The following is a 26,050-nucleotide window of genomic DNA, read 5'->3' as shown; positions in this document are numbered from 1 at the left end:
GTCACGCAATGTCCATCTGGAATCGACACAAGATCTTTGAGAAGAACTCGATCATCCTGATCGCCGGAATTCTCGTCGTCATTGCGATCGGCGGGCTGGTCGAGATCACGCCGCTGTTCTATCTGAAGAGCACGATCGAGGCGGTCGACGGCGTGCGGCCCTATACGCCGCTCGAGCTCGCCGGCCGCAACATCTATATCCGCGAGGGCTGCTATCTCTGCCACTCGCAGATGATCCGCCCGTTGCGTGACGAGGTCGAGCGCTATGGCCACTATTCGCTCGCAGCCGAGAGCATGTACGACCATCCATTCCAGTGGGGCTCCAAGCGCACCGGACCGGATCTTGCGCGGGTCGGCGGCAAGTACTCCGATGATTGGCACGTCACTCACCTGATCAATCCGCGCTCGATCGTTCCGCAGTCGGTGATGCCCGGGTACCCGTCGCTCGCGAAGACGGAACTCGATCCGTCCGACGTCGCGGCTCATCTGCGGACGAATCGCGCGGTCGGCGTACCCTATACCGACGAGCAGATCGCCAACGCGGTCGCCGATCTCAAAGCGCAGGTCGATCCCGACAGCCCCGGCTCCGATCCGTTTCAGAAGCGCTATCCGAAGGCCCTGGTCCGCAACTTCGACGGCAAGGCCGGCAATCCGACCGAGCTCGACGCCCTGATCGCCTATCTTCAGATGCTCGGCACGCTCGTCGACTTCAAGCTCTACAACGAAAAAGCCAATCTGCGCTGAGGCCGCAAACATGAAAGCGATCATTCACGTCGAGAATTTCGCGTCGAGCCTGGTCAGTACACTCTGGACCCCGATCTTCGTCGGAATCTTCATCGCCATCGTCGTCTACGCGCTTTGGCCCCGCAACAAATCTCTCTTCGATGCTGCAGCCCGGATGCCGCTGCGGGAGGACTGATCGATCATGAGCGAGCACAATGAGATCGACCGTGTTACCGGTCGCAGCACGACCGGTCATGAGTGGGACGGCATCAAGGAACTGAACACGCCGCTGCCGCGGTGGTGGGTCCTGACATTCTATGCAACGATCATCTGGGCGATCGGTTACTGGGTCGTCTATCCGGCTTGGCCGCTGGTGTCGGGGTACACCACCGGTCTGTTCCAGTATTCTACCCGCGCGAGCGTCACGACCGACCTGGCCGATCTGGAAAAGCTGCGCGGCGAGAAGATGGCGGTGCTCGGCAACGCGTCGCTGGCCGTCATCGAGAAGGATCCGGCGCTGCTGGCGCTGGCGCGTGCCCGCGGCAAGACCGTGTTCGCCGACAATTGCGCGCCGTGCCACGGCAGCGGCGGCGCCGGCGCCAAGGGTTATCCGAACCTGAACGACGACGACTGGCTGTGGGGCGGCTCGCTTGACCAGATCATGCAGACGATCCAGTTCGGTGCACGGTCAGGACACGCAAAGACCCATGAAGGGCAGATGCTGGCATTCGGCCGCGACGGCATTCTCAAGAAAGAGGAGATCGTCACGGTCGCGAACTATGTGCGCTCGCTTTCCGGCCTTTCCACTGCGCCGAAATTCGACGCCGCGGCCGGAATGAAGCTGTTCACTGAGAATTGCACCAGCTGCCACGGTGACAACGGCAAGGGCAACCCGGAGCTGGGTGCGCCGAACCTGACCGACCAGATCTGGCTCTATGGATCCGACGAGGAGACCCTGGTTGAGACCATCGCCAACGGCCGCGCCGGGGTCATGCCGGCCTGGGTCGGCCGGCTGGACCCTGTCACCGTCAAGGCGCTGGCGGTCTATGTGCACTCATTAGGCGGCGGCAAGTAGCCCGCCGCGAGGGGGCCGGGATCATTGACCGAGGTCAAACCCGGACATGGAGCAGGGATGTAGGTTTCGACGAGAGCCTCATTCGAGCAACCCATGAACAAGCCCGTGCCGCCTGATGAACTTATAGCCGACAACGATGGACCGCTTTACGCGCCTCGCAAGAAGGTTTTCCCGCAGAGCGTCTCCGGCCGATTCCGTTCGATCAAATGGCGGCTGATGGCCGTCTGTCTCGGCGTCTACTATCTGCTGCCCTTCGTGCGCTGGCATCGGGGCATCGGCGCGCCCGACCAGGCGGTCCTGATCGATTTTCCAAACCGACGCTTCTATTTCTTCTTCATCGAGCTGTGGCCGCAGGAAATCTACTATTTCACCGGCCTTTTGGTGCTCGCGGCTCTCGCCTTGTTTCTGATGAACGCACTGGGTGGCCGGATCTGGTGCGGCTATCTCTGCCCGCAGACGGTCTGGACGGATCTTTTCTATGCGGTCGAGCGGCTGGTCGAAGGTGACCGCCGCGCCCAGATCAAGGCCGACGCTGGCCCAATGACCGCAAAGCGCGCCGGTCGCCGTGCATTGAAGCACGCAATCTGGCTGATGATCGCCTGGTGGACCGGTGGCGCCTGGGTGCTCTACTTCGCCGATGCGCCGACCCTGGTGCGCGATCTTGCGACTTTTCAGGCGCCGGCGGTCGCCTATGTCTGGATCGCGATGCTGACCGCGTCGACCTATCTGCTGGCCGGCTATATGCGCGAGCAGGTCTGCGTCTATATGTGCCCGTGGCCGCGGATTCAAGCCGCACTGACCGACGAATGGGCACTCAACGTCACATACAAATACGATCGCGGTGAGCCGCGTTGCTCGGTCAAGAAGGCGTTCGACATTCGCTCGCTCGGCGAGAAGGCCGGCGATTGTATCGATTGCAACCAGTGCGTTGCCGTGTGCCCGACCGGGATCGACATTCGCGATGGCGCGCAGCTTGGCTGCATCCAGTGCGGCCTGTGCATCGATGCCTGTGACGCCGTCATGACCAAGGTCAGCCGCAAGACCGGCCTGATCGGGTACGATAACGATATCAACGTTCAGCGGCGCGTCGCCGGCAAGCAGGAGATTTTCAAGCCCGTTCGCGCCCGTACCGTCGTCTACGCCAGCCTGATCACCGTAGTCTGCGCCGTGATGCTTTACGCGTTGATGTCGCGAACCCTGCTCGACGTCAACGTGCTGCACGACCGCAATCCGATCGCGGTGCGTCTCAGCGACGGCGCGATCCGCAATGGATACACACTGCGCTTCCTCAACAAGCGCGGTTTTGATCGTGTGATCGCGATCGATGTCGATGGACCCGCCGAAGCGAAGCTGCACGTCATCGGTGCGGACTCCGTGACGCCAGATCGGCCGATGATCGTTCTTGCGCGCGACACCACCACCGAACTGCGCGTGCTGGTGACGGCGCCGTTCGATGAAAAAGCGGAAAAGTCGGTGCCGGTCACATTCCGCGTCACTGATATCGGTCTCGGAGAGGTCGCCTCCGCGACCGACCACTTCGTCCTTCCCTAAGCACGGAATTTCATCATGGCAGTCTCAAGTCAAGCCGCGCGACCTATCACCGGACGTTTCGTCCTGGTCACGACGGTCGCGTTCTTTGCCGTCGTCATCAGCGTGAACATGGTCATGATGCGCCTTGCCATTACGACTCTTCCGGGCACCGAGGTCGACAGCGCATACAGCGCCAGCCTCGCCTATCAGCGCGAGATCGACGCGGCCAGACAGCAGAACGAGCGCGACTGGCGGGTCCGGGCGCATATCGACCGGCGGCCTGACGGCAGCGCTGCAATCGCGCTGGAGGCGCGTGACCACGCCGGAGCGCCGCTGACGGGACTGAGTTTTCTCGCTCGGCTCGAGCGGCCGATCGATCATCGCGCAGACCGGGCGATCGAGATCACCGAGGCCGAGGGTGGGAGCTATAGCGGCCGCGCCGAGGGCGTCGCCGCGGGGCAGTGGGACCTCGTCATAGAGGGCGACGCTGACGGCGGCCGCATGTTCCTGTCGAAGAATCGAATCCTGCTGAACTGAAGGTGGATCTTATGCAGGCGGATATCGACTTCTCTCACTATCTGAAGAGCACGGGCGTCGGGCTCATCCATCTCGATCTCGCAGTCGAAGGCATCAATTGCGCGGGCTGCATGGCCAAGATCGAGCGCAATTTGTCAACCATACCGGACGTCACCTCGGCCCGCGTGAACCTGACGGACAGTCGCCTTGCACTGGAATGGAAAGCGGGTGCTCTCGACCCGGCGCTGTTCGTAAGCCGTCTCGCGGAGCTCGGCTACAAGGCCTATCCCTTCAAGCGGGATGATGCCGAAATGCAGGAGGCCCGGCGCGCACAAGGCCTGTTGCGCCGGTTGGGCGTCGCCGCCTTTGCGGCGATGAACGTCATGATGCTGTCGGTCCCGGTATGGTCCGGTAACGTCTCCGACATGCTGCCGGAGCAGCGCGACTTCTTCCACTGGCTGTCGGCGCTGATCGTGCTGCCGACGGCAGCCTATTCGGCGCAGCCCTTTTTCTGGTCGGCACTGTCAGCGCTGCGGGCGCGCGGCGTCAACATGGACGTGCCGATCAGCATCGGCATCGTGCTCGCCCTGGCGACTTCGGTGATCGAGACCATCAACCACGCCGAACACGCTTATTTCGATGCCGCGATCATGCTGATCGCGTTTCTACTCGCCGGCCGCTACCTTGACCAGAACATGCGGCGCCGCACCCGCGCTTTCGCAGGAAATCTCGCCGCGCTCAAGGCGGAGACGGCGACGAAGTTCGTCAGTCCGACCGAGATCAAGACGGTCCCGGCAGCCGCAATCCGGCCCGGCGACATCGTGCTGCTGCGGCCCGGCGAGCGCTGCGCGGTCGATGGCAATGTGATCGAGGGCCGCTCGGAGGTCGATCAGAGCCTGATCACGGGCGAAACCTTGCCGGCGATGGCGGTGCCCGGCAGCGCCGTGTTCGCGGGCACGCTGATCCGTTCCGGCACGTTGCGTGTCCGCTCGTCGGCGGGCTCGGGCGGAACGCTGCTCGACGAGATAAGCCGGCTGCTCGATCACGCGCTGCAGGCGCGCTCGCGCTATCTGCGTCTTGCGGAGCGGGCCTCGAGGCTCTACGCCCCGGTCGTACACGCGACCGCGTTGCTCACGATGCTCGGCTGGCTGGCCTATGGCGCAAGTTTTCATGATTCGATCGTGACCGCGATTGCAGTCCTGATCATCACCTGTCCCTGCGCGCTGGGACTTGCCATTCCCGCCGTGCAGACCGTTGCATCCGGCGCGCTGTTTGGCTCTGGCGTGCTGCTCAACGCCAGCGATGCGATCGAACGGATCGCCGAGATTAACCGGGTGATCTTCGACAAGACTGGCACGTTGACGCTGCCCGAGCTCGATGTTGCCAACCTCGCGGACATCCCGGACGATGTCGTGAAGCTTGCGGGCCGGCTCGCACTCTCGAGCCGTCATCCGGTCGCCGCCGCGGTCGCGCGCAAGGCGGGCGCGGCTTCGCCGCTGCCGGACATTCAGGAAGAGCCTGGTCAGGGCGTGCACGGCTTCCATGAGGGGCGTCCAATCCGGCTGGGCCGCCCGTCATTCTGCGGTGCCGACGACCTCGCCAATGAGATTCTGTGCCGCGATCCGGAGGCTTCCGTCGTCGCATTCAGCCATGGCGAGAGCAGGTATGCGTTCGCGGTTCGGCAGCGGCTGCGGCCGGACGCGGCGGAGGTGATCGCAGCGTTGACCCGCATGGGCATCGCCGTCGAGATCGTGTCCGGGGATCGCGAGCCCGCGGTCCGGCATGCGGCGAGGATGCTGGGCGTGCATGAATGGCGTGCGGAGGTCTCTCCGGTCGACAAGATCGACCGGATCGAGGAACTGGCGCGCCAGGGCTGCAAGGTATTGATGGTCGGCGACGGCTTGAATGACGCGCCAGCTTTGGCCGCGGCGCACGCTTCGATGTCGCCCGTTACCGCCACCCACATGAGCCAGGCAGTCGCCGATGCTGTATTCCTGGGTGAGCGGCTCACGCCGGTCATGGTCGCGGTCAAGGTGTCCTGCAAGGCGTTGCGGCTGATGCGGGAAAATCTTTGGCTTGCCGTCGTTTACAATGTGCTAGCCGTGCCGATCGCGATCGCCGGCCTGGTCACGCCCCTGATCGCGGCGGCGGCGATGTCGGGTTCGTCGGTGATCGTTATGCTCAATGCGCTGAGGGCGCGTGCGAGGGAGACGGTCTGATGGAGGTTTTGGTCATATTGGTGCCGCTGGCTCTCGCACTTGGCTTTGCCGGCCTGCTCGGCTTTCTCTGGTCACTCAAGAGCGGACAATATGACGACCTCGATGGCGCGGCTTGGCGCGCCATTGCCGACGATGAGCCCGTCAATGGTCAAGGCCGGTCCAAGTAATGAAAGTATATCAATGAAGCCGCCGATGCGATCGTCAGCGCCGTGCAGGCGAGCGCAAGGACCAGTGTCCAGTCTGTCCGCCGCAATCGCGGCGTCCGCGAGTGGATAAGCAGGACAGAGGCCAGCCGACTGATGGAGCCGAGGCGCGCCATCGTCAGCAGCAGCACATCGGCAGCACGTCAGGCCGCCAATAGCGCCAGTGTGTCGCCGACACGGTAACAGGCTGCATCGTGGCGGCGTCCAGCCACCCCTCGGTGTGGCGGATGCAGGGGACGCCGAGCGGCTGACGTTCGCCATCAATCATTGCAAGTTCGACCACGCAACCGAATGGCGCCGACGCGATGTCGTGCCATCCAAAAAGGGTGAGCCGGCGAAGCCATGATGTGAATGTGTGGCGCACGCAAGATCGCTTCCGGTCGATGTTCCACTTTGTCGCACGTGCAGCAGTTCGCGCGATTGACGTGGCTCAAAGTCTGCGGTGCGGACGGCGAGGGGGGCCGTTGACGCAGCTCAATCCAGCAAGCGGGAGGCGGCATATTCTTGAGGTGCCCGCGGCAAAGGAAATCTGAAGCAAGCGCCACGGAGCGTCACCGGCCGGGTTGACGCAGATCAACTCAAGACCCGCGGCGACGCGACTAACTCGCATCGCGCAGCATCGTGCCAGATCTCGCTGATAGCCGCTGAACAAGGAAGACGTCCATGGCGACGATGCAGAGGTTAACGGGTTACCGGGGCCCAGCGCTGTTCTCCTACGGCTTTCGGCCGTTCTTTTTGTTCGGCGCCATCCACGCCGGCGCAATCGTTCCATTGTGGATGGCGGTCTTCTTTGGGGATGTCAGCCTTCCAACCGCGTTGGCGCCACGGGACTGGCACGTGCATGAGATGCTGTTCGGTTACGTGAGTGCGGTGATAGCAGGCTTCCTCCTGACCGCCGTTCCGAACTGGACAGGGCGCCTCCCGATCCAGGGCGGTCCGCTCGGCGCTCTGTTCGCCATCTGGCTTGCCGGAAGACTGGCCGCGATATTCTCAGGCATCATCGGTTGGCAATTCGCGCTTGCGATCGACGCTACGTTCTGGCTGTTGCTCGCCGCCGCAGCCGCTCGCGAGATCATCGCTGGACGAAAGTGGGGCAATCTGAAACTGGTCGGCATCGTATCGCTGCTTGCGGCCACTAACATCGCTTTCCATATCGAAGCACATTTCAATGGCACTGTTCAGCGCGGGCCGGTGTTGGTCTTGTCGTTACGCTGATTTGCGTTATTGGAGGGAGGATCGTTCCGAGCTTTACGCGCAACTGGCTCTCGCGCCAGAAGCCGGGCCGGCTACCTGTTCCCTTCGGCCGATTCGACGCGGCGGCGGTCGCTATCGGTGCGAGCGCGATGGGTGCATGGGCTGTGGTTCCTTCCGGTCGCGCGGTCGCAGGCGCCCTGGGAGTTGCTGGAGTGCTCCACGTCATCCGCCTTGCTCGCTGGGCTGGCCATCGAACGATACCGGACCGACTGGTCCTGATCCTCCATGTTGCCTACGCGTTCGTGCCTGCCGGTTTTTTCCTGGCGGCGCTATCTTCGCTAGACCTCGTCGCCCCCAGCGCAGGGATCCATGCCTGGACCGGCGGTGCGATCGGTTCGATGACGATCGCGGTGATGACACGGGCGTCGCTCGGTCATACGGGGCAGGAGCTCTCGGCATCCACTACCACTCAGGCTGTTTACGCCTCGATCATCGTCGCAGCGCTGGCGCGGATATGCGCGGCTGTCGATCCGAGCTATTCGGTCCCGCTATTGATGATCGCGGGTATCGCGTGGACGGGTGCGTTTCTGGGATTCGCGCTGACCTATGCTCCGGCCCTGTGTCGCGCACGCAGGTTCTGAGGCCACCGCCCGTCAGAGGCTCACCATGGGCCTTGGGTACGTTCGGAGAAGAATTGTCCGAGGGCTCAACGCGACCGGTCTGGTAGCGCATACTTCGCTCGCTCTCATTGTACTCGTGCTGGTAGCGGTGCGGTTACCGCTATGCTCGTTCATTTGGAAACAACCGCCAAGTTGTTGATGTTGCTGAGGCGAAATTGTGTACATTCTTCCAAATGCGCCTTGAAATCGTTAAATAATCAAACTGATTTGATTCCGCCATTGCCGTATCGGTGGCCATATTGGCGACGGATCGACCGAACAATCCATCCCTCAGGTCGTTGCCTCAAATAGCAATTTGAGATGGTTGCACGTCCGTTTGAAACGAATTTGCTCGGTAACGCGAAAGTACCAGCGTTATTTTGACGTAGCTCGAATACTAGGTTTAGCTTAAGGGGATAAAAAAATGCCTTATCTTTCAACGGGGATTGACTGACACTCTCTCCGCCATCGCTACGCCACAGCACGCTCCTGTATCCGATCACTTGAGTTTACCGCAAAGCCACCGAAAAGATCCGCGATCTTGCGCCAATTCATCGCGCAAGCTGTGGTTTTTCGCCGTTGGTTCGGAGGATGGTTCTTCCAACGTTCTGTTCTTCAGCATCCGCGGTCGAATCGGCAGTTCTAAAACAACGAGTGACGCGATAAAGGCAGCTGTGGACAGTTCTGCGATCTCAGCATGGTCAGGCGTAAACTCAGCTCTCGGCGTGGGTTCGGAGGATGCGGTTTCGCGAAAGAAAAACACATCGCCGGCGCTTAAGCCGCCCGACGTCGAACACAAAACTCGGCCAGGCGAATAGTAGCGCAGACCCGCGCCGTGATGTCGGCTTCTGCCCGTCGAGGCGCTGTGGCGTCCACATCCCGGCCTACGCCTCATCGATTAAACACTGGTTCAATTGCCGGCTCCCTTCGGGGACTTCGCCCAAGTACTCCTTGCGGCGGCATTGTGGCCCGTCTGCATGGGTTGAGAATGCCGTAGGAAATGCTGGAGACGAGGATTTGAGATGGCGAAGCAGACCGACGAGTGCGCATGCTTCTCACCAGCGAGCGCATTCCGGCGTCGCGTACCTCAGGCGCCAGCGATCAGTGAAGCGATATCTTCGAGCGGACGCCGGCTGAAGTCTTTCGCGAGCTCGCCTATGATCTTGCTTCTCAGGTCATGGTGGAAGTGCTTGCGCATCTCCCCCAACGTTCTGGGGTCAGAGACAACGACCAAGTATTCTATGGTCCCATCCATGCTGAGCTTGTTCAGGAAAGCCGCGCTTGCCGCTGCGAAGTCCTCTTCGATGAGCCGCCTGCCATCGGGGTTGGCGGAGCCGGTATAGTGCCGTGCATCCGGGCGTGAGTGGATGATCGCAGGCGGATGCGCAGTGATCTCGACCAAGTGCACCCCAGGTTTCACACCGGTATTGTGGAACATGCGGATCGTCTCGCCGTCGGCGACGGCGACTGTCGTACCGGCAGGTAGAATCATCGAAAGATCTCCTGTTGACCATGCGGCGAGGCATGACGCTTGCACGCCGGCGCTCCGCGGCGCCTTTTCGATGAGGCCCTGTCGTACGGTCGAACGAATGGTCGAGGCGGAGGGGATCATGAGCTCCCTCGCTGAACCGGTCTCCAGGTGTTCGCGCCGGCCGAGATGGCGCCAAAGCTGTCGTGGGGTTCACCAACGTGAAACACCCCGCCGTTGGGTGAGGACGTGTACGCGATCTCCGTGCCGACGATCATGCCGGGGAGCCCAGCTGCGTGCGCGCGCGGGAGCAAGAGACGCACCCGTGTGCCGGCACCCCGCTTGCTCTCCGTACAGAACACGCCACCTCGTTCTTCAGCGAAGCGCCGGACTTGGGGAAGGCCGGTGCCACGGCCCTCGGCCTTTGTCGTGAAGTCCGGGGTCCTCTCGGGCGTTCGATCGCCGTCATCCGCGACAACCATCTCGACGAATTCCCGAGACGCGTCGGCGGAAGGCTCGACGTTATGCGCCTTGACGGTGATCGTGCCGCCCCTCGGCATGGCATCGGCCGGGTTTTGGCAAAGGTCCAGCAAGGCGAAGTATAGCTCCTCCGGGTCGGCATTGAAGGCCCATAGGTCAGGGGCGATCTCCGCGCGGACCGTGATGTGCAGAGGCAACGTCCAGTCAAGCGCACTTGCGATCGTTGCGAGGCGAGTGCCTGTGACAAACCCGTTGATCGACCTGGAGCATGCTTGCTCGGCCTCGAGGAACTGCCGGCTGGACATCGCGCCTCGCGCGATCGCCTCCTGTATTTTCGCAAGGATGGCCTTTCGGCGCTCGGCATCGGTCCGGCGCTCGAGCAGCCGCAGGCCGCCGTCGATCACGGCGAGGAGGTTGTCGATGTTGAGGACGAGGAACTGCGCCACGTCGGGCATGTTGCTCGCGATATCCCGCCTGCGAGGGGCGGCTACACCGCGCGCGTCGGACGGCACGCCGGTGTGGCACAAAATCCCCGAGACCTCGCCATTGGACCCGACGAGCGGGATCTCCGCGTACCTGGACGCGATGAGACCGCTACCGCCGTCGCGGACGTCTCGCACCCGTGCGCTAAACGCATGCTGCACTCCGAGCGCGACGCCGGCGCGGTCCGCGAGCACGACAACATCCTCCAGCAGCGGGCCGTCGACAGAGCCGGATAGTGAAACGCCAATTGTCTCTCTGATTTGCATATCGGACCTCTTGGCTTGCGATCGTTCAGCGGAACTGCGACTTCGGCCCGCATAAGGGGCGACGTAGGTCGAAGTTTGAGTCCATGATGGTCGAAAGGAAAATCACCTCTCGCCATGGAGTCGATAGCCGACCGTTATCGGATTGTCTGAAAGACCCTTGGCTCGCCGGAGTGGACTCGTCGGCGCGGACTCTTTGCGAAGCCCGACCGACCTAGGCTGATCTCAGGCTCCCGAGCCACTGCCGGAGTAGCTGGCCTCGGTTGCGCGCGAGTCCGATGCGGAAGACCTATGGCCATCATAACGCGCGGCTATCGACTTCATGGCGTGACGTCACTTCCCATTCACGGTGTGAAATTCCATGCTTCGACGGCGCCGCGCTGATCCGGCGCAACATCGCGATCGACTACGTCGCAGCACTCTAGGAGTGAGATACGATCATGTTTTCAGTGATTTTCGAGCTCGTCCCCAATAATGGGAGCTGGGATGACTACCTCGACAGCGCCAAGATGTTGCGCCCCGAACTGGAACAGGTCGAAGGCTTCGTCGACAACATCCGCTACAGGAGCCTGACCCGCGAGGGCTGGATCCTCTCGCTTTCGAACTGGCGGGACGAGAAGTCCCTCGTCCGCTGGCGCACCCGCATGCGCCATCACGAGCTCCAGCAGAAGGGCCGCGACGAAATCCTCGGAGAGTACCACCTTCGCGTCGGCCAGATCACTGCTGACAATCAGGTGCCTGCGGGCTACTCCCTCACGGAGCAGCGGCTCGACGAGACCGAAGTCGGGGAGGGAACGACAGTCACGCTGATCAACGCGACGCGCCCCGTTGAGTGGAAGCAGACCAACAACCCATACGACTGCGCCGAGTGGCTCGGCCTGAACCCGTGGGCAGCCGGCAGCACGTCCTGGGACATCTTCGACGCCATGCTCACGCCCGGCGATCTGATTCTGCTCATATCCTGGAAGGACGCCGCTGCGGCGCAGGCCTACGAGGACTCGTTCGCGCCGAATGACAATGCGAGGGTCCGGAAAGTGAGAATCGTGCGCGACTACGGAAAATACGACCGCCGCGAAGCGCCTCAATACTACGCAGATGCCCAGGGCGGCAAGACTCTCCGCGCCTGATGCCATTCCGTCGGAAAGGCCAGCCGGCTGCGTACTCGATGATCCCGTCGAGTGGCACGACGCTTACAACAGCGTCGACTGCACGCTGCGCGGCGACGCGTCCGAACTGATCCTGGTCCTCGCTCCCCCAATCTTGCGCCAGGTCGACTCTCGAGATTCCAGAAGGCGTGTCCGTGCGTCCAAATCAACAGCCAGGTCATTCAAACGTGGGCATGCAAGTAGCATCTAGGCCCCATGATTGCGGCGTGCCTCGTCACGTCGTGGAGCGCAAAGGCTCATCAGCACCGACAACCGCACCTTGACGGAAAACGATCCATGGAGCTTCATCAAGTTCGCTACTTTCTCGCTGTGGCGTCCACACTCAACTTCACCCGCGCGGCCGAGCTGTGCAATGTCACGCAGCCGGCCCTGACCAAGGGAGTGCAGAAGCTCGAGCAGGAACTCGGCGGCCAGCTGATCTACCGCGAACGCCAGCTGACGCAGCTCACCGACCTTGGCAAGGAAGTCCTTCCCATGCTGGAACGCACCTTGGCGTCGGCAGAGGCGGTGCGCCGCAGAGCCGAGGAGTTCCAGCGCAAGGATGTCGCGCCACTGAAGATCGGCCTCGCGCCATCTATCTCGGCATCGCTCGTCCTTGATCCGATCGCGGAGATCGCGAAGTTCGTTCCTGGACTTCATGTCGAACTGCGCGAGGGCGCAGCGGAGAAGCTCATCGACCTCTTGCTTGCGGGGGAAATCAACGCCGCAATGGTCGGGGACGTGCAGGAGGTGCCCGGCCGCATCGACGACTGGTCGCTGTTCGAGGAACGCTACGTCGCGGTTCTCGCGCCTACACACCGGCTCGCAAACCGTCCATCGATCGGTATCGACGACCTCCGCGAGACTGTCTTGCTGGAACGCGCCGATTGCGACGTCGCTCCGAAGATCCAGCGGTCGTATTTTCCGGAGGAGCCGCCACACCTCGGCCATTGCAGTGGTCATGACTTGCACTTGCAGCACATGGCGGCCGCCGGCTTCGGCGTGATACTCGCGCCTGAGCACATGCCGCGCCTTCCGACGCTCAAGACTATTCCGCTCGAAGGCGACCCGGTCTTGCGGGAGGTACGGCTACTGGCTGTGCAGGGGCGTCGTTACTCGCCTGCGCTGGACGCTTTCGTCAAGGTCGCGCGGCTTCGCGACTGGTCGTTCGAAGTCTCCGACCGGGGTATGCCCCACGGTAGGGTCGTGGAGGCAATGAGGACATCCGCATGACCATGACATGCACGCCGGCGGCCCACCGCTGCCACCCAATCGATTCCCAGCACAACGACTGCCAGCCAATGCCAAACCAAGGTAACAAAACACTCGATCAGATACGTGCCGAGCTGTTAGCGACATTCAGCGCTGCAGATTGGAAGTCATACAACCATCTCGTGGGCTGGCTCCGCGAGACAGACATGGCGTCGCGAGCGTTGAAGGTCGGTTACGAAGCGCCGGACTTCCTCCTGCCGGACGCGGACGGCCGCCTCCACTCATCCAAACAGCTGCGCCGCGACGGGCCCCTCGTTCTGAGTTTCTTCCGGGGCGGCTGGTGTCCGTTCTGCACCGCCGAGCTTTGCGCGCTCCAGGCGGCCAAGGATGAGTTCGAGAGCGTCGGGGCGACCCTCGCAGTCGTGACACCCGAGACGAGGAACCTTCCTCGGCAGCTCAAACGGAGTCTGGGTCTGGACTTAAAGGTGCTCTCCGACGTCGACTACGAGGTTGCCATGTCGTACGGCGTGCTGTTCCAGGTGCCCGACGAGACCAAAGCGCACTATTCCGGGCTGGGCTTCGACTTCGGCGCCCGGCACGGGTCACCGACCTGGATGTTGCCCATCCCCGCGACTTATGTGATCGACACGGGAGGCCGAGTTCGCAGCGCGTTCGTTGAGCCCGACTTTACAATACGGGCGGAACCGGCGCAGATCCTCGCGTCATTGCGGCAGGCCGCTTCCACGTCCTTATGAGAGATGCATAAGATGGAAAGCGACATCCGGGACAACCCGCCAATGCGCCGGTTCGAAATGTCTCTCGGCAACGGAGCGCTCGCAGTCGCATACCACAAGGTCGAAGACGGTCGCGTCGTCCTGCTCCACACGGAAGTGCCGCAGTAGCTGTCTGGCCGAGGGTACGGATCGCGGCTTGCGCATGGCGTTTTCGAAGCGCTGCGGCGCGACGGGAAAAGGGTAATGGCGAAGTGTCCTTTCATGTCTTCCTATGCCGCGCAGCATCCCGAGTACGGTTCCCTCGTTGACGGTTCATCGCGACTAGGCGAGTTGCCGGCGCGCGACGCCTTTGAATGATACCTCACGCCTATCGAATGTATGTCCAAAGGGAATTTCTAATTTCATCGGCTGCGTCCGATCTTGAGTCTGCCAGGCTAGCGGGTCACACCCGGTCGGCTTCGCAGCGAACGAAACAGTGATTGATGGTGCTGGGCCGAGCCACCGCGCCATGCGCGGGAGCAGCAAAGGAGACCCCATGAAGTTACCGAGGATTGTCCGACTGGCCGTCACCGTCTCGCTGGTCGGCGGCACCGCGGCCGCGCTCGCTCGGATGAGCGGAGCGGCTCCGGCGGACCAGACCGCGAACGTCGTGGACGCAGCCGGACATCTGCGCGTGCCGGCGGACTACCGAACCCTCTACCAAGCGCTCGGCAACTGGGCGATTGCTGCCGACAGCGGCCAGGGCTCGAAGGAAATGCACTCCGTCTACGCTTCTCCGGGGACGATCGACGTCTACCGGAAGACGGGGAAGTTCCCGGACGGCGCCGTTCTGGTGAAAGAGGTCTTCGCGACTTCGACGAACGAGATGACCACTGGCACGGTGAGCCGCGCCGACAAGCTCCAGGGCTGGTTCGTCATGGTGAAAGACAGCAAGGGAACGCACCCCGGCAACCCGTTGTGGGGCGACGGGTGGGGCTGGTCGTGGTTCGACGCCGACAAGCCGCTCAAGACCACCTCGACGGACTACCATTCGGATTGCCAGGGGTGCCACGTGCCGGCTCAGGCCACGGACTGGATTTATGTGAATGGGTATCCCGCCCTGCGTCACTAGGCGACCGTATGCGTGGACGCCCTCTCTTGCTGTGGTTTCGCGGAGGTCGAAGTCGAGCCCTGCTAGCTGGTGCGGGCAAGTCGGAAGACTGAAGAGCCTATTGGATCATTCGTTTCGGTCATTGAATCTTCGGGGGCCGACCGACGTTCAGAGTACGAACGAGCGTATGGAGTTCGACGTGTCCTTCTCGGTCTATGACATCACGGTTCCTGTCATGGTGCACGGACTGAACGTAATGGAGGACTATCTCGACCATGCCCAAGCGCTCGAGCGGGCCAAGGGGATTGAGCCGGGCGGGATCCTTGACGAACGGCTCGCGTCCGACATGTTGACTTTCGGAGAACAGTTTTCGGTAAGCTGCAACAAGGTCGACGCCCACATGGCGAAGCTGTTGCAGCGCGACGGGCCGGCACGCCGCGACATCCCCATGACGTACCCTGCATTAAGGGAGCGTCTCCTCGAGACGCGTCGCTTCCTGCAGGCCGTGGAGCCGGACGAGATTGCCGGCGCGCAGGCCCACACATACGGGCTGACGCCGCCCATCGCGCGCGGGTGGTTCGGAGGCGACGACTATATCCGGCACCTGGTGTTGCCCGACTTCTTCTTCCACATATCGATTGCGCACGCGATCCTTCGGCGCCTCGGAGCGAAGATCGGAAAGCGCGACTACCTCGGCAACCTCAGCTAGCAGAGCGGAGGTGACTACTCGTGAAAGGTGGGCGCGGTGCGCGGCGCGGCTCCCGCCCAAAGATCGTGCCGGAGATTTTATCCTGATGGACGGCGTCGAATGTTTAGCGGCGTCGAAGCGCCGCTGGGCAATGCTCTGCATCCTGCTTGGACTTGGTCTGAGTTCGCTCGGAAGCGCGATCGTGAACATCGCCTTGCCGGGCATCTCGCGTTCATTCGCAAGTAGTGAGGCGGCGACCGTTTGGGTCGTGAATGCCTATCAGCTTTCGGCGACGGTCTGCTTGTTGCCCATTGCAAGTCTGGCCGAATCGCTCGGTCTGAAACGCGTTTATGCCGCCGGTCTGGCTATTTTTGTTCTCGCGTCGCTGGGTTGCGCTTTCGCTCCTACATTGCCGTTGCTGGTGAGTGCGCGCCTGATTCAGGGAGCCGGAGCAGCCAGCGTTGCTGTGGCCGGTGTTGCATTCGTACGCGTGATCTATCCGGACCGCATGGTCAGCAAAGGCCTCGCGTTGGTCGCATTGGCGGCCGCGATACCTGGAGCATTGGGGCCTACCATTGCAGCAACAATACTCTCAGTGGCGAAATGGCCCTGGTTGTTTCTGGTGAATGTGCCATTCGGCCTTGTGATACCGATATTCATTGCCGCCGCACCGTCAGACGTTCGAGTTTTTCGCCCTCTCGATCTGGTTGGCACCGCTCTCAACGCGTTAGCGTTCGGGCTTTTCGTCGCCGGTGTTGGCACATTGGGGATTGGCGATAGGCGCATTGCGACGGGAGCAATCGCAGCAGGTCTTGCCTGTTTTGGCCTCTTCGTTCGACAACAGCTCCAACACCCCGTGCCAATGTTGCCATTCGATCTTTCCGAATACCTCTGTTCACCCTATCGGTGTGGACGTCCGTCTGCTGCTATGCAGCGCAAATTCTCGCTTATGTCTCCCTGCCGTTTTTATTTGAAACGGGGATGCATCTTTCGGCCGTGGAAACAGGACTTCTTGTGACGCCCTGGCCGTTTATGACTGCCATCACGGCTTCAATCGCCGGCCGCTTGACAATCCGCTACCCCGCCTCGGTTCTTTGCAACGTTGGTCTGGCGCTGTTAGCGGCCGGTTTGCTTCTGATGGTCTTCTTGCCGACTTCGCCGTCGAAGTGGGATGTCGTATGGCGGCTGGCCCTTTGCGGTATCGGGTTTGGTCTTTTCCAGACCCCGAACAACACGGCGATGATGACGGCAGGACCCAGGGGGCGTAGCGGGGCCGCAAGTGGGATGAATGCTGCGGCTCGCTACGTGGGATGGACGCTTGGTTCGGCCCTGGTCTCACTGATCTTCGGCCTGGGCGGAGATCATGGCGCGGTCTGTTGTCTGGTCGCCGGAGCGGCTTTCGCTTCTATGGGAGCCGCTACCAGCAGCGCTCGCCGGTTCAGATAGCGCGACGCCCGCTTTCGCAGCGTGCGGCGCCAGAGTCATCAAGGCTGTCAAGGCACCGGCGATCGAGGTCGCGGCGGCTACGGCGAGGCCGATTTCGTAGCCCGACGCGAAAGGCGCGACGCCGGCGGCCAGCGCTACCCCGGCAAGCTGAGCAATCCGGCTAGCCGCATTGTTGATGCCGGAAGCGAGCCCTTCGTCGGCCTGATCCACGCTCGACATGGCCGACGCGGTGAGCGGTGCCACGAGCACGGCGAAGGACAGGCCCAGCAGGGTCATGGGCCCGATCACGCCGAGCATCAGGGATTCTGCCCGGCCGAGCGCCATACAGACATAGGCAACTGCTGCACCTGCCGGTCCCGCGATGAGCATGGCCCGCGTTCCAATCTTGTCCGCCAACCTGCCGAAGACGTTCGACAAGAGCCCCACGCCGAGCGTGAAAGGCAGGAATGCCAGCCCGGCATCGGTCGATGACAGCGCGCGGCGCTCGACGAGATCAAAGGGCAACACAAAAAACATGATCGAAACCCCCGCATAGACCATCAGGGTCGCGACGTTCAACCCGAGGAAGGCGCGGTTTTCCAACAAGCGAGGTGGCGTCATCGGGTGTTCGCTTCTGCGCTCCCAGAACGCGTAGACGGCGAGCCCGACAATGCCAAGGCAGGCGACGATCATGAGCAGCGTGGCCGGTTGGGCTGGAGCGCTCGCGACATCCAGAGCTTCAGCCGACCCGATCTGGCTGAGCGCCCAGGTGAGTGCCCCGATCGCCGCGGCGAGGATTCCGGCGCCAATCAAGTCGAATCTACGGTGGATCCGACCGTCCTTGGGTGCGAAGACCAGCAGAACCCCCACTGCCGCGAGCGCAAGCGGCGGGTTGATCCAGAACACGGATGGCCAGCCGAACGTCTCGGTCAGCCAGCCGCCCAGGACAGGACCTCCCGCCGTGGTGAGAGCTGATGCCGCAGCCCATACGCCGATCGCTCGGTTCCGCTCCGCGCGCGGATAGGTGGCCCCGATCAGGGCGAGGCTGGCGGGGGTGACGATCGCCGCGGCTGTTCCCTGCGCGATGCGTGCGGCGATCAGCCAGGTCGGTGAAGGCGCCAGCGCGCAAGCCCCGGACGTCAGACCGAACAGGACGCAACCGAGCCCGAGCATTCGCGCCTTCCCGTAAACATCCGCGAGCGCACCGCCGATCAATGTCAGCGAGGCGAGCGCCAGCATGTACCCGTTGAGAACCCATTGAACGGAGGCAAGGTCCGCTCCGAAATCAGCGCGCAATATTGGTAACGCAACGGGCAGCGCAGTCCCATCGATGAACGCCATCGAGGACGCGAGCACGCAGGCCGTGAGCACCATGCCTCGGTGCCGAGGCGGCGCTTCCCGCCCGAGCTCTCGCGGGCAGGGTTCTGCATCGACAACGCAGCGACTGTACTGTCCTGCGAGCGGCTGCGTCTCGTGGTGACAAGCTCGCCGTCTCTGGCTTGCAGGCGTGGTCATTTGCAGTCTCGTTTTGGGTTGTGGGTGTTTCTGACAGCGACCTCACACCGTGGCCGTTGAACCTCCCGCGAGGGAAATCACCTCTCGCCATAGAATCGATCGACAATCGTTATTGGCCGCTTGCCACGCGGCGTGATGCCGTCACGGGCTGTGCGCTTGCTTTGATTTAGGGAGGGTAGAAAGGACCGTCGCAGCGGTATTCCCCGCCACTATGGAAACCATGCATGCCGATTATTGGAAAGTTTCGTCTCGCGGTGCGATCTATGAGCGGATCAGCGGGAGACCACCATCGGCATTCGTCCGTGAGAATTTGCGGAGGGCGAGCGGTTCTGCCCTACGCCCCGATCATTTCGAACAAAAACTGGGACGCGGATCATCGGCCAATACGACGACAATGTCGGCTTCGGCCAGAGCCGCGTGCCACGAGTTTGGACGCTGGGCCGAGAAGTGCTGCTGGTAGGCGATAACTGTGGAGAAGAGAATGCTGCTACCTCGTCGACCGGTTCCAGAACTGCGCGTGCCGACACTTGCTCATGGCGACTTCGACCTTGCCGCCGACGCGCCGGAGCGGTTTACGTTGATATCCTTTTACCGTGGGCTCCATTGTCCGGTCTGTCTCAAATATCTGCGCGACCTGGAATCGCTGATCTCCGAATATGAGCGTCGCGGCACAAAGGTCATTGCCGTCAGCTCTGACGTTGCCGAGCGCGCTCAGGAAATGGCGCGCAAGGTCGGCACAAGCCTGCGATTTGGACATTCGTTGCCGCTGACAGTTGCGCGGCAATGGGGCCTATATATTTCTGCGTCGCAGGGAAAGTCATCGATTAACGTCGAGGAGCCGCCGCTATTTTCGGAGCCGGGCGTATTCCTCGTCCGTCCGGATGGTGCCTTGTACTACGGCGCGGTTCAAACGATGCCGTTTGCACGTCCGCTGTTCTCGGAATTGCTTCAGGCGATCGATTTCGCGATCTCCAAAGATTATCCGGCGCGTGGCGAGTATGACGGCCCTGTCTCATCGTGAGCACCGCGTCGCTGATCCTTACCGACGTCGGCCTGGCGCTCTCAGAGCCGAAGGCCATTGACGCGCAACGCAGTACCAAGGTGCTAGCCGCATCGAGCTTGGGCTGTTGCCTGGTGTTCGTCAGCAGCGCCGTCGTCACAGTCGCGCTCGCGGCGATTGGTCGAGACATGCGCCTGTCGCCGCTCGACCTACAGTGGTTCATGAACGCCGAACTCCTGCCGCTCGTGGCCGTGACCTTGGTTGCCGGCGCTCTGGGTGACCGGTTCGGACAGAAGCGGACCTTCCTTGGGGGAATTGCCCTCTACGGCTTAGGTACAGCCGCGATTGCCTTCGCACCGGGTTTCGCGTCGCTCATCGTCGGCCGCTTGTTGCAAGGCCTGGGCGAAGCCGTGATCCTGCCCAATGGCCTTTCCGTGCTTGGGCGGGCCTTTCCCGCCGGCGAGAAAGCCCATGCGGTCGGCATCTGGTCCGCCGCTGCGGCTGTTGCCAGCGGTGTCGCGCCCGCGATCGCTGGCGCGATCCTCGATCATGGATCCTGGCGCATGACCTTTCTGATGCTCCTGCCTGTTGTCGCCGGCGCGCTGGCAGTCGGCGCCGTGTGGATACCCAACGACGCCCCAGCCAGCCGCGCCCGGGTCGACGTCGGTGGCGCGGTCATTTCAACAGTCGGGCTCGGCGGGTTGAGCGCGGGGCTGATTAATCTGACAAACGGCTTCGGTTCGAGCCCGTGGGTGCTCCTCACCCTGATCGTCGGTCTGGGCGGCTTGGCCGGCTTCATCGTGAACCAACGGCGATTAGGCGACAGCGCCATGCTGCCCCCGTCGATCTTCGCCTCACGGTCCATCGTTGGTGCGAACCTGTTCACCGCGCTCCTCTATGGGCCGTTCACGATCATGCTAACCTTGATCCCGTTCGTGATGATCCGGGGTGCGCACCTGCCGGCGCTGGTGGCAGGCCTGTCCTTCATTCCCCTGCAGGTGCTGATTACGGCCGTCTCGCCGCTCGCCGGCGTGCTCTGCCGCCGGTTCGGCCGACGCGTGCCGTTGTTCTCTGGTGGCGCCGTCGCCACCTTGGGATGCATCATGGCGCTCCGTATCGGTCCGAGCGCGACCTATTGGGCGGACATCTTCCCAAGCATCCTGTTGCTGGCGCTTGGCATGAGCCTGGCGATTGCGCCGTTGACGACCCTCGTCCTCACCTCCGTCGAGCCCGATCGCGCCGGAACCGTGTCTGGAGTCAACAGCGCGTTCTCTCGCGCCGGGTCGCTCTTCGCCATCGCCCTGCTTGGCGGCGTCCTGCAGCAGGGCGGTCCTCAGCTGTTCTCGGGATTCCACATCGCAATGACTGTTGCCGCGGTCACCTGCGTCCTCGCCACGCTCGCGGTGTTCGTCATCGAGCCCGGGCCCCACGTCGATTTTATTCCGCGGGACTGACGCCGGCACTGAACGGCCAATCGTGCAGCCCCACCAAGTCTTCCGAAGCTTACGATATGGAGTTGCGATGTGAAGGAAAGCGATATGGAACAATCTCCCGAGGTCGGCGACAGGATCACCGACAAATCAGCGCCGCCCGATGACGACACCGTGTGCGACTGGATCGGGCCGAAGGCGTTCGGGCATTGGGCTGAACTGCGCAACTGGATCGAGGCATACTACCCCGCGGTCTTCGCGCCGGAATGGCTCTATCGTGGCAAGAAGCGCGGTTGGTCCCTGCGCTATAAAAAGTCCAGGGCATTTTGCACTTTCCTACCGGAATACAGGTTGTTCTCGGTCGAGGTAGTCTTGGGGGGAGCAGAGCGAGAGAAGTTTGAGGCGCGGCGTTACGGGTGGCGCCCGCAATTGGTCAAGCTCTACGATGAAGCCCGAGCATACCCCGACGGAAAATGGTTGAAAGTTGGTATCTCATCCGCAGCCGACCGGCGTGACGTGACGGAGCTTCTAAGTCTGAAGCGTCCTCCTCCGCGGTCACCCGGTTGAGATGTCTGCGCCGCGCGCGGCGGGGCGATGTTTCACTCACCTTCGACAGTCGCGGGACACGGGACTCTCCCCATGACCGTCAGGTCGATCGCCACGAGCGCTTTTGCCCTCGCTGCCGTGGCGGTATCTCCCTCGAGAAACGCAGTGGCCTGCACGGGGAGAAATTGCAGGGTTTTCAGACCAATGGAGCCCAACACGGCCGCAAGATACGGCGTGAGAAAATCGGGCTGGTTGGCCCGGTCACCGGTAAAGACGCCGCCAGAAGCGATGCCGATGAACACCGGGCGATCATCGAGTTTTCCCACTTTCCCATTCGGCGTCGATCTAAAGGTGCGGCCGGCGCGCAGGATCTGGTCGATCCATGCCTTCAGGACCGAGGGAACAGTGAGGTTATGCATCGGCGTTCCAATCACGATCGCATCCGCCGCCTCGACCTCCCGGATGAGCGTTTCAGAAAGATCCAGCGACCCCTTCAGCGGAGCGGCCAACGTTGCCGCCGTCGATAGGGTCGTGGCGTAGCCAGGAGTGGCATGCGGCAGTGGGGCGGCGCCAAGATCTCGCCGACAGATGGTCACGCAGGGCGCGACCTCGAGGAGCTTCTCCACGATCGCCGACGACAGCTGCCGGCTGTGTGATTCCGCACGTGGGCTGCAATCAATATGCAGGATACTCTTCATGCTTTACTCTCTTCGCCCAGTCCCGTCACGTCGAGTCCTCGCCGCATCGCGCATCACATAAAAAGCTCCGATAACCTTCAGCGATGATCGATGCGGCCAGACTGGAGTTCAGAGCGACCTAGCGGGCGCAACGGCTGGAAAGTCCTTCTCGGGATCGAAGACGTTGTTGAAGAAGTTCGTTAGGGAGTACATTGCCACCAGCGCGACGATCTCCATGACATTCGCATCCGTGTAGCCGGCATCGCGGACGGCTTTCAGATCGGCGTCACTGACCTTGCCGCGGGTCTCGATGACTTTGCGCGCAAACTGGATGGCGGCATCTCGCTTCGGGTCGCTGGCATGGCCCATCCGGGCCAGAATAATTTCATTGGCCGGCAGCTTGGCCATGTGATCGGCCGTAAAGCTGTGAACCGTCAGACAGTAGTCGCAGCCATTCACTTCGGAGACGGCAAGGCCGATGCTGTCACGCGTCTTTACGTCGAGCGCCTTGCTTAACGAGCCGAGCAGGGTGGCCCATGAGTTGAACGCGACCGGGCTTGCCGCGAAGGTCGCCATCATGTTTGGAGTGAACCCGATGTTCTTGGTGAACATATCGAGGGTCGGTTTTGAATCGGCCGGCACCTGTTCCGGCTTGAGAGCGGCAGTTCTTGGCATCATAATTCCCGCGGGTTGCTGGTTTCGCTAACGATCAAACGAGGTTCAACACTTCGGTTACCGGACGGCGCGGCTTCTGCGCCCAGTTGCCCGGACGCAGAGCGCCTACGGACAGCAACATGACCGGTACTTCGTCTTTGGCGAGCCCGAACTCGCGGTGCACAGCTTCCGCATCGAAGCCGATCATCGGCGTCGAACCCAGGCCGAGCGAGCGGGCTGCATAGATCATCGCGGCCGCGCCGAAGGTGGCGCTGCGAAGTGCTTCGTCGCGCTGACGCTGCGGGTACTCCATATACAGATCGCGGGCGGGGATTTCCCATTCCGGCACCATCTTTGGCGGCATGATGCCCGCTTCCACCAGCGGTGCCAGGCGCTCTGGTACGACGCTGGAGTCGGCCAGCTGGCCGCAAACGATAAAGGTAACGGCTGCTTCGGTAATTGCGGGCTGATCCCAAGCGATCGGACGCAATCGGGTCTTGGCTTCGCGCGAACGTACGGCGATGAAGCGCCAGTTCTGCAAGTGGAAGGATGTTGGCGCGGTGGTGCCAATTCGCACCAGCTCGCGGATTTGATCGTCGCTCAGGGTGGCTGCGGTGTCGTAGTACTTGGCGGAGCTGCGGCCCAGGATGCATTCGATGACCGCGTTGGTCGTGGTGATCCCGTTTGTCATGGTAATTCCTATGCGTGAAGGGACAGGTTGAAGTGCTTTCGCTCTCTTCGTCGGAAATGCTGCAGGGATGCAGCCCGGTCGACATCTCATGCCGAGGGGCAGGGTAGATCGCAGGCTGCCTCCGGCACGTCTGATAGGACGCGGCCGGCCGGTAACGTACATCGAGTAGGTGTTGCTCACGGACGAGCGCGAATGATCGTCTTCCCGCTGATCCGCTTCGTCGGATTGAAGGCGGCGACAGCGTCGTCGAGAGTCGCGATGCTGCCGATGTTGGTCCGCAGTCGTCCGTCCCGCACCCGCTGGACAATCTCTCCCAGTTGGGCACGATCGGAATCAACAACGAAGTCGACGGCTAGGCCGTCAACGGGTCGTACTTCGCTCGGTCCGACGATGGACACCAGCGTTCCACCGGTTCGAATCAGGCATGCGGAACGCCTCCCGATGTCGCCGCCGATGACATCGAACACCAGATCGAGTCCGTTGACGTCTTCAAGGGTGTCGTTCTCGAGATCCAGGAACTCCTGCGCGCCGAAGTCTAGGGCGTTCTGACGATCGGCGGCACGTCCGGTGCCGATGACGTAGGCGCCAGACAATCTTGCGAGTTGGGTCACCATCGATCCGACTGCACCGGCTGCGCCGTGCACGAGGACGGTCTGCCCAGCCTGAAGGCGGCCATGCACAAACAGTCCTTGCCATGCGGTGAGGCCTGAAATTGGCAGACTCGCGCCCGCCGTGAATTCGACGTCCCCCGGCAGAGGCGCGAGGTTGCGTGCCTCCATGGCTACGTACTCCGCCAGAGAGCCGTCGCGATACCAATCGGCAAGTCCGAACACTCGCTGCCCCACCGACAGCCCCGTCGTGCCGTAGCCGAGAGCGGTGACCACACCGGCCAGCTCGTGTCCCGGAATCGACGGTGTTCGGCTGCGATCGAGGCGATCGGTCCACGTCGAGGGCCACGTTAGCTCGGTCGGGACGAATCCCGATGCATGAACCTGAACGATAACGTCGTTGATGGCGGCCTGCGGCTCGGAACGCTCCACGAGCCTCATTCCACCGGTCCCCGCTGCCTGGTCCGCTACGACGATTGCCTTCATCATCCACTCCTCTGCATGTGGTGTGCCACCATCTTCTGAATTCAGTTGTAGAGGAGCAAAAATACGACCGCGAAACTCGATGGTCCAATGACGTGTGGCTATGGAATCGATGCCATTGGCGCGCCGCGTGAAAGTGAAAGGCGCTATGGCGCAGCAGTGAACAGAGCGACGACCCGCAGTGATGAGTTTTGGTCATTGAGGACGCGAGAAAGATCTGCGTCGTGCGCAGAAAAGCCGGTTCTGTCGGCTTACGCGTCAATTCGATCCTGATCGCGCGCACGAGGAAGGTTCTACCGCCACATCGCTGATGAGGCGGCCGACCGGTCGCAATTGCAAAGTCGAAACGAGCAATGCCGCCGGCGCTCCCGGCGCGGTGGTCGCTGGCGGGCGAAGCGCTCAATCCGCTTCGATATAGGGGATGTGGAGTTCAGCCAGATCATCTTCATAGCTGGCCTGGGTGCTTGCGTTGTGGCTGGAAGTTGCGGCGTCCGGGCGTGTGTGAATATCCGCGCTAATGCCGAGAAGCTCGCCAATAGGGCAGAGGTTCGCGGCCTCCAGCAAGAAGGCTCGTTGTTGGGTGTCGAGTTCGCCCTCCAGCACGAGTGTGCGTTCGAACGAATCTCGTTCGCCGTTTGCGCCATGGTGGAAGCTGACACCGACTTTCACCCGCACCAACGGCAGTTTTCGACGTCGGGCGTGAAAGCGAACAGTCATGGCGGTGCATGCAGCGAGAGAGGTGCTGAGAAGGTCGTAAGGATTGGGACCGGGAGAAACGTGGCCGATTCCATCCGGGCCGCCGATGGGAAACTGAGATCCGTCTACCTGACCGACCAGCGTGCCGTGATTGGCGGGGTCGCTCGCGACGAAAACCTCGCGGCGCTTGGATGCTTTGTCCCGTGGCGTCATGGCGTCCTTCCACTGTGTTCAGCGCCATGTGAAGCGGCGTCACGAACTTGTCGCAAGCGCCGGAGCGGCACGCTTGGCAATTAAGATCGGTGACCATTCAGGTAAAGCTATCGTATCCATAATCGGTAGGAATGCGCCGTGAAGTCGACATCGAGCAACAACGTTGGCCTCGAGTGCCATTCGGCGTTCGTCATCCTCGCCACGGCAGTACAGCGCGCGGCGAGCGGCAATAACGATCGTTTATCGACTCCATGGCGAGAGATGATTTCCCTGGCCGACGCTGCAACGTCAATCTCCGGGCATCGTCGTACCGAACTCGCGGTTTCGCGATCGGCGCGCCAAAGTGCTTGGAGAGAAGGCAGTGAGTACGATTGACATAACGGAGGATCGGGCTCCGGCGAGCCGGCTCAATCGCAGTGCGTTTCGTCGCC

Annotated in this window: 28 protein-coding genes and 1 pseudogene; 20 read left to right on the top strand and 9 right to left on the bottom strand. The window is 62.0% G+C overall.

Features of this window, described 5'->3' with window-relative positions; all coding sequences use genetic code 11:
• The first annotated feature begins 8 nt into the window (after positions 1–8).
• From ccoO to ccoS, 7 genes are all read left to right on the top strand, one after another.
• Entirely contained in the window at positions 9–743 is a 735-nt protein-coding gene (ccoO, locus tag QA635_RS30435) for a cytochrome-c oxidase, cbb3-type subunit II (protein WP_283063232.1), read from the top strand.
• Between the two features lie 10 nt (positions 744–753).
• Positions 754–918 (top strand): cbb3-type cytochrome c oxidase subunit 3, encoded by a 165-nt coding sequence (locus QA635_RS30430; RefSeq protein WP_283063231.1) that lies wholly within the window; start codon positions 754–756, stop codon positions 916–918.
• 6 nt (positions 919–924) lie between these two features.
• A complete protein-coding gene (ccoP, locus tag QA635_RS30425; RefSeq protein ID WP_283063230.1) occupies positions 925–1,797 on the top strand; it encodes a cytochrome-c oxidase, cbb3-type subunit III in 873 nt (290 codons plus the stop codon).
• 93 nt (positions 1,798–1,890) lie between these two features.
• A complete protein-coding gene (ccoG, locus tag QA635_RS30420) occupies positions 1,891–3,348 on the top strand; it encodes a cytochrome c oxidase accessory protein CcoG (RefSeq protein ID WP_283063229.1) in 1,458 nt (485 codons plus the stop codon).
• 15 nt (positions 3,349–3,363) lie between these two features.
• On the top strand, positions 3,364–3,864 hold the full coding sequence (locus QA635_RS30415) for a FixH family protein (protein ID WP_018268764.1): 501 nt from the start codon (positions 3,364–3,366) through the stop codon (positions 3,862–3,864).
• Between the two features lie 11 nt (positions 3,865–3,875).
• A complete protein-coding gene (locus tag QA635_RS30410; RefSeq protein WP_283063225.1) occupies positions 3,876–6,062 on the top strand; it encodes a heavy metal translocating P-type ATPase in 2,187 nt (728 codons plus the stop codon).
• Positions 6,062–6,229 carry a cbb3-type cytochrome oxidase assembly protein CcoS gene (gene ccoS / locus QA635_RS30405; RefSeq protein ID WP_069276601.1) on the top strand — a complete coding sequence of 56 codons (168 nt, stop codon included), beginning with the start codon at positions 6,062–6,064 and terminating at the stop codon, positions 6,227–6,229. Before QA635_RS30410 ends, ccoS begins: the two co-directional genes overlap by 1 nt.
• 154 nt (positions 6,230–6,383) lie before the next feature.
• Here the strand turns inward: ccoS and QA635_RS30400 are convergent, their stop codons facing one another.
• Complete coding sequence (locus QA635_RS30400) at positions 6,384–6,533, bottom strand: hypothetical protein (protein WP_283063221.1); 150 nt, start codon at positions 6,531–6,533, stop codon at positions 6,384–6,386.
• 395 nt (positions 6,534–6,928) lie between these two features.
• Between QA635_RS30400 and QA635_RS30395 the strand changes: the two are divergent.
• Positions 6,929–8,100: pseudogene (locus QA635_RS30395) on the top strand (NnrS family protein).
• 1,105 nt (positions 8,101–9,205) lie between these two features.
• Here QA635_RS30395 and QA635_RS30390 read toward each other — a convergent pair.
• Entirely contained in the window at positions 9,206–9,730 is a 525-nt protein-coding gene (locus QA635_RS30390; RefSeq protein ID WP_283063219.1) for a host attachment family protein, read from the bottom strand.
• Entirely contained in the window at positions 9,727–10,815 is a 1,089-nt protein-coding gene (locus QA635_RS30385; protein ID WP_283063217.1) for an ATP-binding protein, read from the bottom strand. The genes QA635_RS30390 and QA635_RS30385 overlap by 4 nt, the downstream gene beginning before the upstream one ends.
• 437 nt (positions 10,816–11,252) lie before the next feature.
• Here QA635_RS30385 and QA635_RS30380 point away from each other — a divergent pair, with 437 nt between their 5' ends.
• The 8 genes from QA635_RS30380 (at position 11,253) to QA635_RS41805 (ending at position 17,127) form a co-directional block, all read left to right on the top strand.
• Positions 11,253–11,939 (top strand): antibiotic biosynthesis monooxygenase family protein, encoded by a 687-nt coding sequence (locus QA635_RS30380; protein WP_283063215.1) that lies wholly within the window; start codon positions 11,253–11,255, stop codon positions 11,937–11,939.
• Between the two features lie 315 nt (positions 11,940–12,254).
• A complete protein-coding gene (locus QA635_RS30375) occupies positions 12,255–13,190 on the top strand; it encodes a LysR family transcriptional regulator (protein ID WP_283063214.1) in 936 nt (311 codons plus the stop codon).
• Positions 13,187–13,924, top strand: a complete 738-nt coding sequence (locus QA635_RS30370; protein WP_283063212.1) for a peroxiredoxin-like family protein — start codon at positions 13,187–13,189, stop codon at positions 13,922–13,924. Before QA635_RS30375 ends, QA635_RS30370 begins: the two co-directional genes overlap by 4 nt.
• A 147-nt stretch (positions 13,925–14,071) precedes the next feature.
• Positions 14,072–14,260, top strand: coding sequence for a GNAT family N-acetyltransferase (locus tag QA635_RS41810; protein ID WP_425249210.1), 189 nt, complete (start codon positions 14,072–14,074; stop codon positions 14,258–14,260).
• A 178-nt stretch (positions 14,261–14,438) separates the two neighbouring features.
• A complete protein-coding gene (locus QA635_RS30365; RefSeq protein ID WP_283063210.1) occupies positions 14,439–15,014 on the top strand; it encodes a cytochrome P460 family protein in 576 nt (191 codons plus the stop codon).
• Between the two features lie 166 nt (positions 15,015–15,180).
• Positions 15,181–15,702 (top strand): DUF1993 domain-containing protein, encoded by a 522-nt coding sequence (locus QA635_RS30360; RefSeq protein ID WP_212059478.1) that lies wholly within the window; start codon positions 15,181–15,183, stop codon positions 15,700–15,702.
• 85 nt (positions 15,703–15,787) lie between these two features.
• Complete coding sequence (locus tag QA635_RS30355; RefSeq protein ID WP_283063207.1) at positions 15,788–16,699, top strand: MFS transporter; 912 nt, start codon at positions 15,788–15,790, stop codon at positions 16,697–16,699.
• Positions 16,588–17,127, top strand: a complete 540-nt coding sequence (locus tag QA635_RS41805) for an MFS transporter (protein WP_425249062.1) — start codon at positions 16,588–16,590, stop codon at positions 17,125–17,127. Before QA635_RS30355 ends, QA635_RS41805 begins: the two co-directional genes overlap by 112 nt.
• Here QA635_RS41805 and QA635_RS30350 read toward each other — a convergent pair.
• Positions 17,017–18,480, bottom strand: coding sequence for an MFS transporter (locus QA635_RS30350; RefSeq protein ID WP_283063205.1), 1,464 nt, complete (start codon positions 18,478–18,480; stop codon positions 17,017–17,019). The genes QA635_RS41805 and QA635_RS30350 overlap by 111 nt on opposite strands.
• A gap of 622 nt (positions 18,481–19,102) precedes the next feature.
• Here QA635_RS30350 and QA635_RS30345 point away from each other — a divergent pair.
• From QA635_RS30345 to QA635_RS30335, 3 genes are all read left to right on the top strand, one after another.
• Complete coding sequence (locus tag QA635_RS30345; protein WP_283063203.1) at positions 19,103–19,642, top strand: peroxiredoxin-like family protein; 540 nt, start codon at positions 19,103–19,105, stop codon at positions 19,640–19,642.
• Complete coding sequence (locus tag QA635_RS30340) at positions 19,639–21,075, top strand: MFS transporter (protein WP_283063201.1); 1,437 nt, start codon at positions 19,639–19,641, stop codon at positions 21,073–21,075. The genes QA635_RS30345 and QA635_RS30340 overlap by 4 nt, the downstream gene beginning before the upstream one ends.
• Positions 21,076–21,159: 84 nt before the next feature.
• A complete protein-coding gene (locus tag QA635_RS30335; RefSeq protein ID WP_283071904.1) occupies positions 21,160–21,618 on the top strand; it encodes a DUF3788 domain-containing protein in 459 nt (152 codons plus the stop codon).
• Positions 21,619–21,650: 32 nt separating this feature from the next.
• Here the strand turns inward: QA635_RS30335 and QA635_RS30330 are convergent, their stop codons facing one another.
• The 5 genes from QA635_RS30330 to QA635_RS30310 form a co-directional block, all read right to left on the bottom strand.
• Complete coding sequence (locus tag QA635_RS30330) at positions 21,651–22,295, bottom strand: FMN-dependent NADH-azoreductase (RefSeq protein ID WP_283063199.1); 645 nt, start codon at positions 22,293–22,295, stop codon at positions 21,651–21,653.
• Positions 22,296–22,403: 108 nt separating this feature from the next.
• On the bottom strand, positions 22,404–22,949 hold the full coding sequence (locus QA635_RS30325; protein ID WP_283071902.1) for a carboxymuconolactone decarboxylase family protein: 546 nt from the start codon (positions 22,947–22,949) through the stop codon (positions 22,404–22,406).
• 34 nt (positions 22,950–22,983) lie between these two features.
• Positions 22,984–23,619 (bottom strand): nitroreductase family protein, encoded by a 636-nt coding sequence (locus QA635_RS30320; RefSeq protein WP_212059464.1) that lies wholly within the window; start codon positions 23,617–23,619, stop codon positions 22,984–22,986.
• Positions 23,620–23,795: 176 nt separating this feature from the next.
• Positions 23,796–24,713 carry an NADP-dependent oxidoreductase gene (locus QA635_RS30315; RefSeq protein ID WP_283071900.1) on the bottom strand — a complete coding sequence of 306 codons (918 nt, stop codon included), beginning with the start codon at positions 24,711–24,713 and terminating at the stop codon, positions 23,796–23,798.
• A 396-nt stretch (positions 24,714–25,109) separates the two neighbouring features.
• Positions 25,110–25,619 carry an OsmC family protein gene (locus QA635_RS30310; protein ID WP_283063197.1) on the bottom strand — a complete coding sequence of 170 codons (510 nt, stop codon included), beginning with the start codon at positions 25,617–25,619 and terminating at the stop codon, positions 25,110–25,112.
• Positions 25,620–25,757: 138 nt separating this feature from the next.
• On the opposite strand from QA635_RS30310, the gene QA635_RS30305 reads away from it, so the two are divergent.
• Entirely contained in the window at positions 25,758–25,994 is a 237-nt protein-coding gene (locus tag QA635_RS30305; protein ID WP_283063196.1) for a hypothetical protein, read from the top strand.
• Positions 25,995–26,050 lie beyond the last annotated feature (56 nt).

Source organism: Bradyrhizobium brasilense, assembly GCF_029714345.1.
Lineage (GTDB): Bacteria > Pseudomonadota > Alphaproteobacteria > Rhizobiales > Xanthobacteraceae > Bradyrhizobium > Bradyrhizobium australafricanum.
The sequence above is the reverse complement of the archived record's forward strand: the minus strand, read 5'-3'. Positions and strand labels throughout refer to the sequence as shown.

Excerpts from the sequence above, each read along its gene's own strand:
- ccoO (WP_283063232.1), top strand. The coding sequence starts at position 9 with ATGTCCATCTGGAATCGACACAAGATCTTTGAGAAGAACTCGATCATC.
- QA635_RS30430 (WP_283063231.1), top strand. The coding sequence starts at position 754 with ATGAAAGCGATCATTCACGTCGAGAATTTCGCGTCGAGCCTGGTCAGT.
- ccoP (WP_283063230.1), top strand. The coding sequence starts at position 925 with ATGAGCGAGCACAATGAGATCGACCGTGTTACCGGTCGCAGCACGACC.
- ccoG (WP_283063229.1), top strand. The coding sequence starts at position 1,891 with ATGAACAAGCCCGTGCCGCCTGATGAACTTATAGCCGACAACGATGGA.
- QA635_RS30415 (WP_018268764.1), top strand. The coding sequence starts at position 3,364 with ATGGCAGTCTCAAGTCAAGCCGCGCGACCTATCACCGGACGTTTCGTC.
- QA635_RS30410 (WP_283063225.1), top strand. The coding sequence starts at position 3,876 with ATGCAGGCGGATATCGACTTCTCTCACTATCTGAAGAGCACGGGCGTC.
- ccoS (WP_069276601.1), top strand. The coding sequence starts at position 6,062 with ATGGAGGTTTTGGTCATATTGGTGCCGCTGGCTCTCGCACTTGGCTTT.
- QA635_RS30400 (WP_283063221.1), bottom strand. The coding sequence starts at position 6,533 with ATGATTGATGGCGAACGTCAGCCGCTCGGCGTCCCCTGCATCCGCCAC.
- QA635_RS30390 (WP_283063219.1), bottom strand. The coding sequence starts at position 9,730 with ATGATCCCCTCCGCCTCGACCATTCGTTCGACCGTACGACAGGGCCTC.
- QA635_RS30385 (WP_283063217.1), bottom strand. The coding sequence starts at position 10,815 with ATGCAAATCAGAGAGACAATTGGCGTTTCACTATCCGGCTCTGTCGAC.
- QA635_RS30380 (WP_283063215.1), top strand. The coding sequence starts at position 11,253 with ATGTTTTCAGTGATTTTCGAGCTCGTCCCCAATAATGGGAGCTGGGAT.
- QA635_RS30375 (WP_283063214.1), top strand. The coding sequence starts at position 12,255 with ATGGAGCTTCATCAAGTTCGCTACTTTCTCGCTGTGGCGTCCACACTC.
- QA635_RS30370 (WP_283063212.1), top strand. The coding sequence starts at position 13,187 with ATGACCATGACATGCACGCCGGCGGCCCACCGCTGCCACCCAATCGAT.
- QA635_RS30365 (WP_283063210.1), top strand. The coding sequence starts at position 14,439 with ATGAAGTTACCGAGGATTGTCCGACTGGCCGTCACCGTCTCGCTGGTC.
- QA635_RS30360 (WP_212059478.1), top strand. The coding sequence starts at position 15,181 with ATGGAGTTCGACGTGTCCTTCTCGGTCTATGACATCACGGTTCCTGTC.
- QA635_RS30355 (WP_283063207.1), top strand. The coding sequence starts at position 15,788 with ATGGACGGCGTCGAATGTTTAGCGGCGTCGAAGCGCCGCTGGGCAATG.
- QA635_RS30350 (WP_283063205.1), bottom strand. The coding sequence starts at position 18,480 with ATGGTGCTCACGGCCTGCGTGCTCGCGTCCTCGATGGCGTTCATCGAT.
- QA635_RS30345 (WP_283063203.1), top strand. The coding sequence starts at position 19,103 with ATGCTGCTACCTCGTCGACCGGTTCCAGAACTGCGCGTGCCGACACTT.
- QA635_RS30335 (WP_283071904.1), top strand. The coding sequence starts at position 21,160 with ATGGAACAATCTCCCGAGGTCGGCGACAGGATCACCGACAAATCAGCG.
- QA635_RS30330 (WP_283063199.1), bottom strand. The coding sequence starts at position 22,295 with ATGAAGAGTATCCTGCATATTGATTGCAGCCCACGTGCGGAATCACAC.
- QA635_RS30325 (WP_283071902.1), bottom strand. The coding sequence starts at position 22,949 with ATGCCAAGAACTGCCGCTCTCAAGCCGGAACAGGTGCCGGCCGATTCA.
- QA635_RS30320 (WP_212059464.1), bottom strand. The coding sequence starts at position 23,619 with ATGACAAACGGGATCACCACGACCAACGCGGTCATCGAATGCATCCTG.
- QA635_RS30315 (WP_283071900.1), bottom strand. The coding sequence starts at position 24,713 with ATGAAGGCAATCGTCGTAGCGGACCAGGCAGCGGGGACCGGTGGAATG.
- QA635_RS30310 (WP_283063197.1), bottom strand. The coding sequence starts at position 25,619 with ATGACGCCACGGGACAAAGCATCCAAGCGCCGCGAGGTTTTCGTCGCG.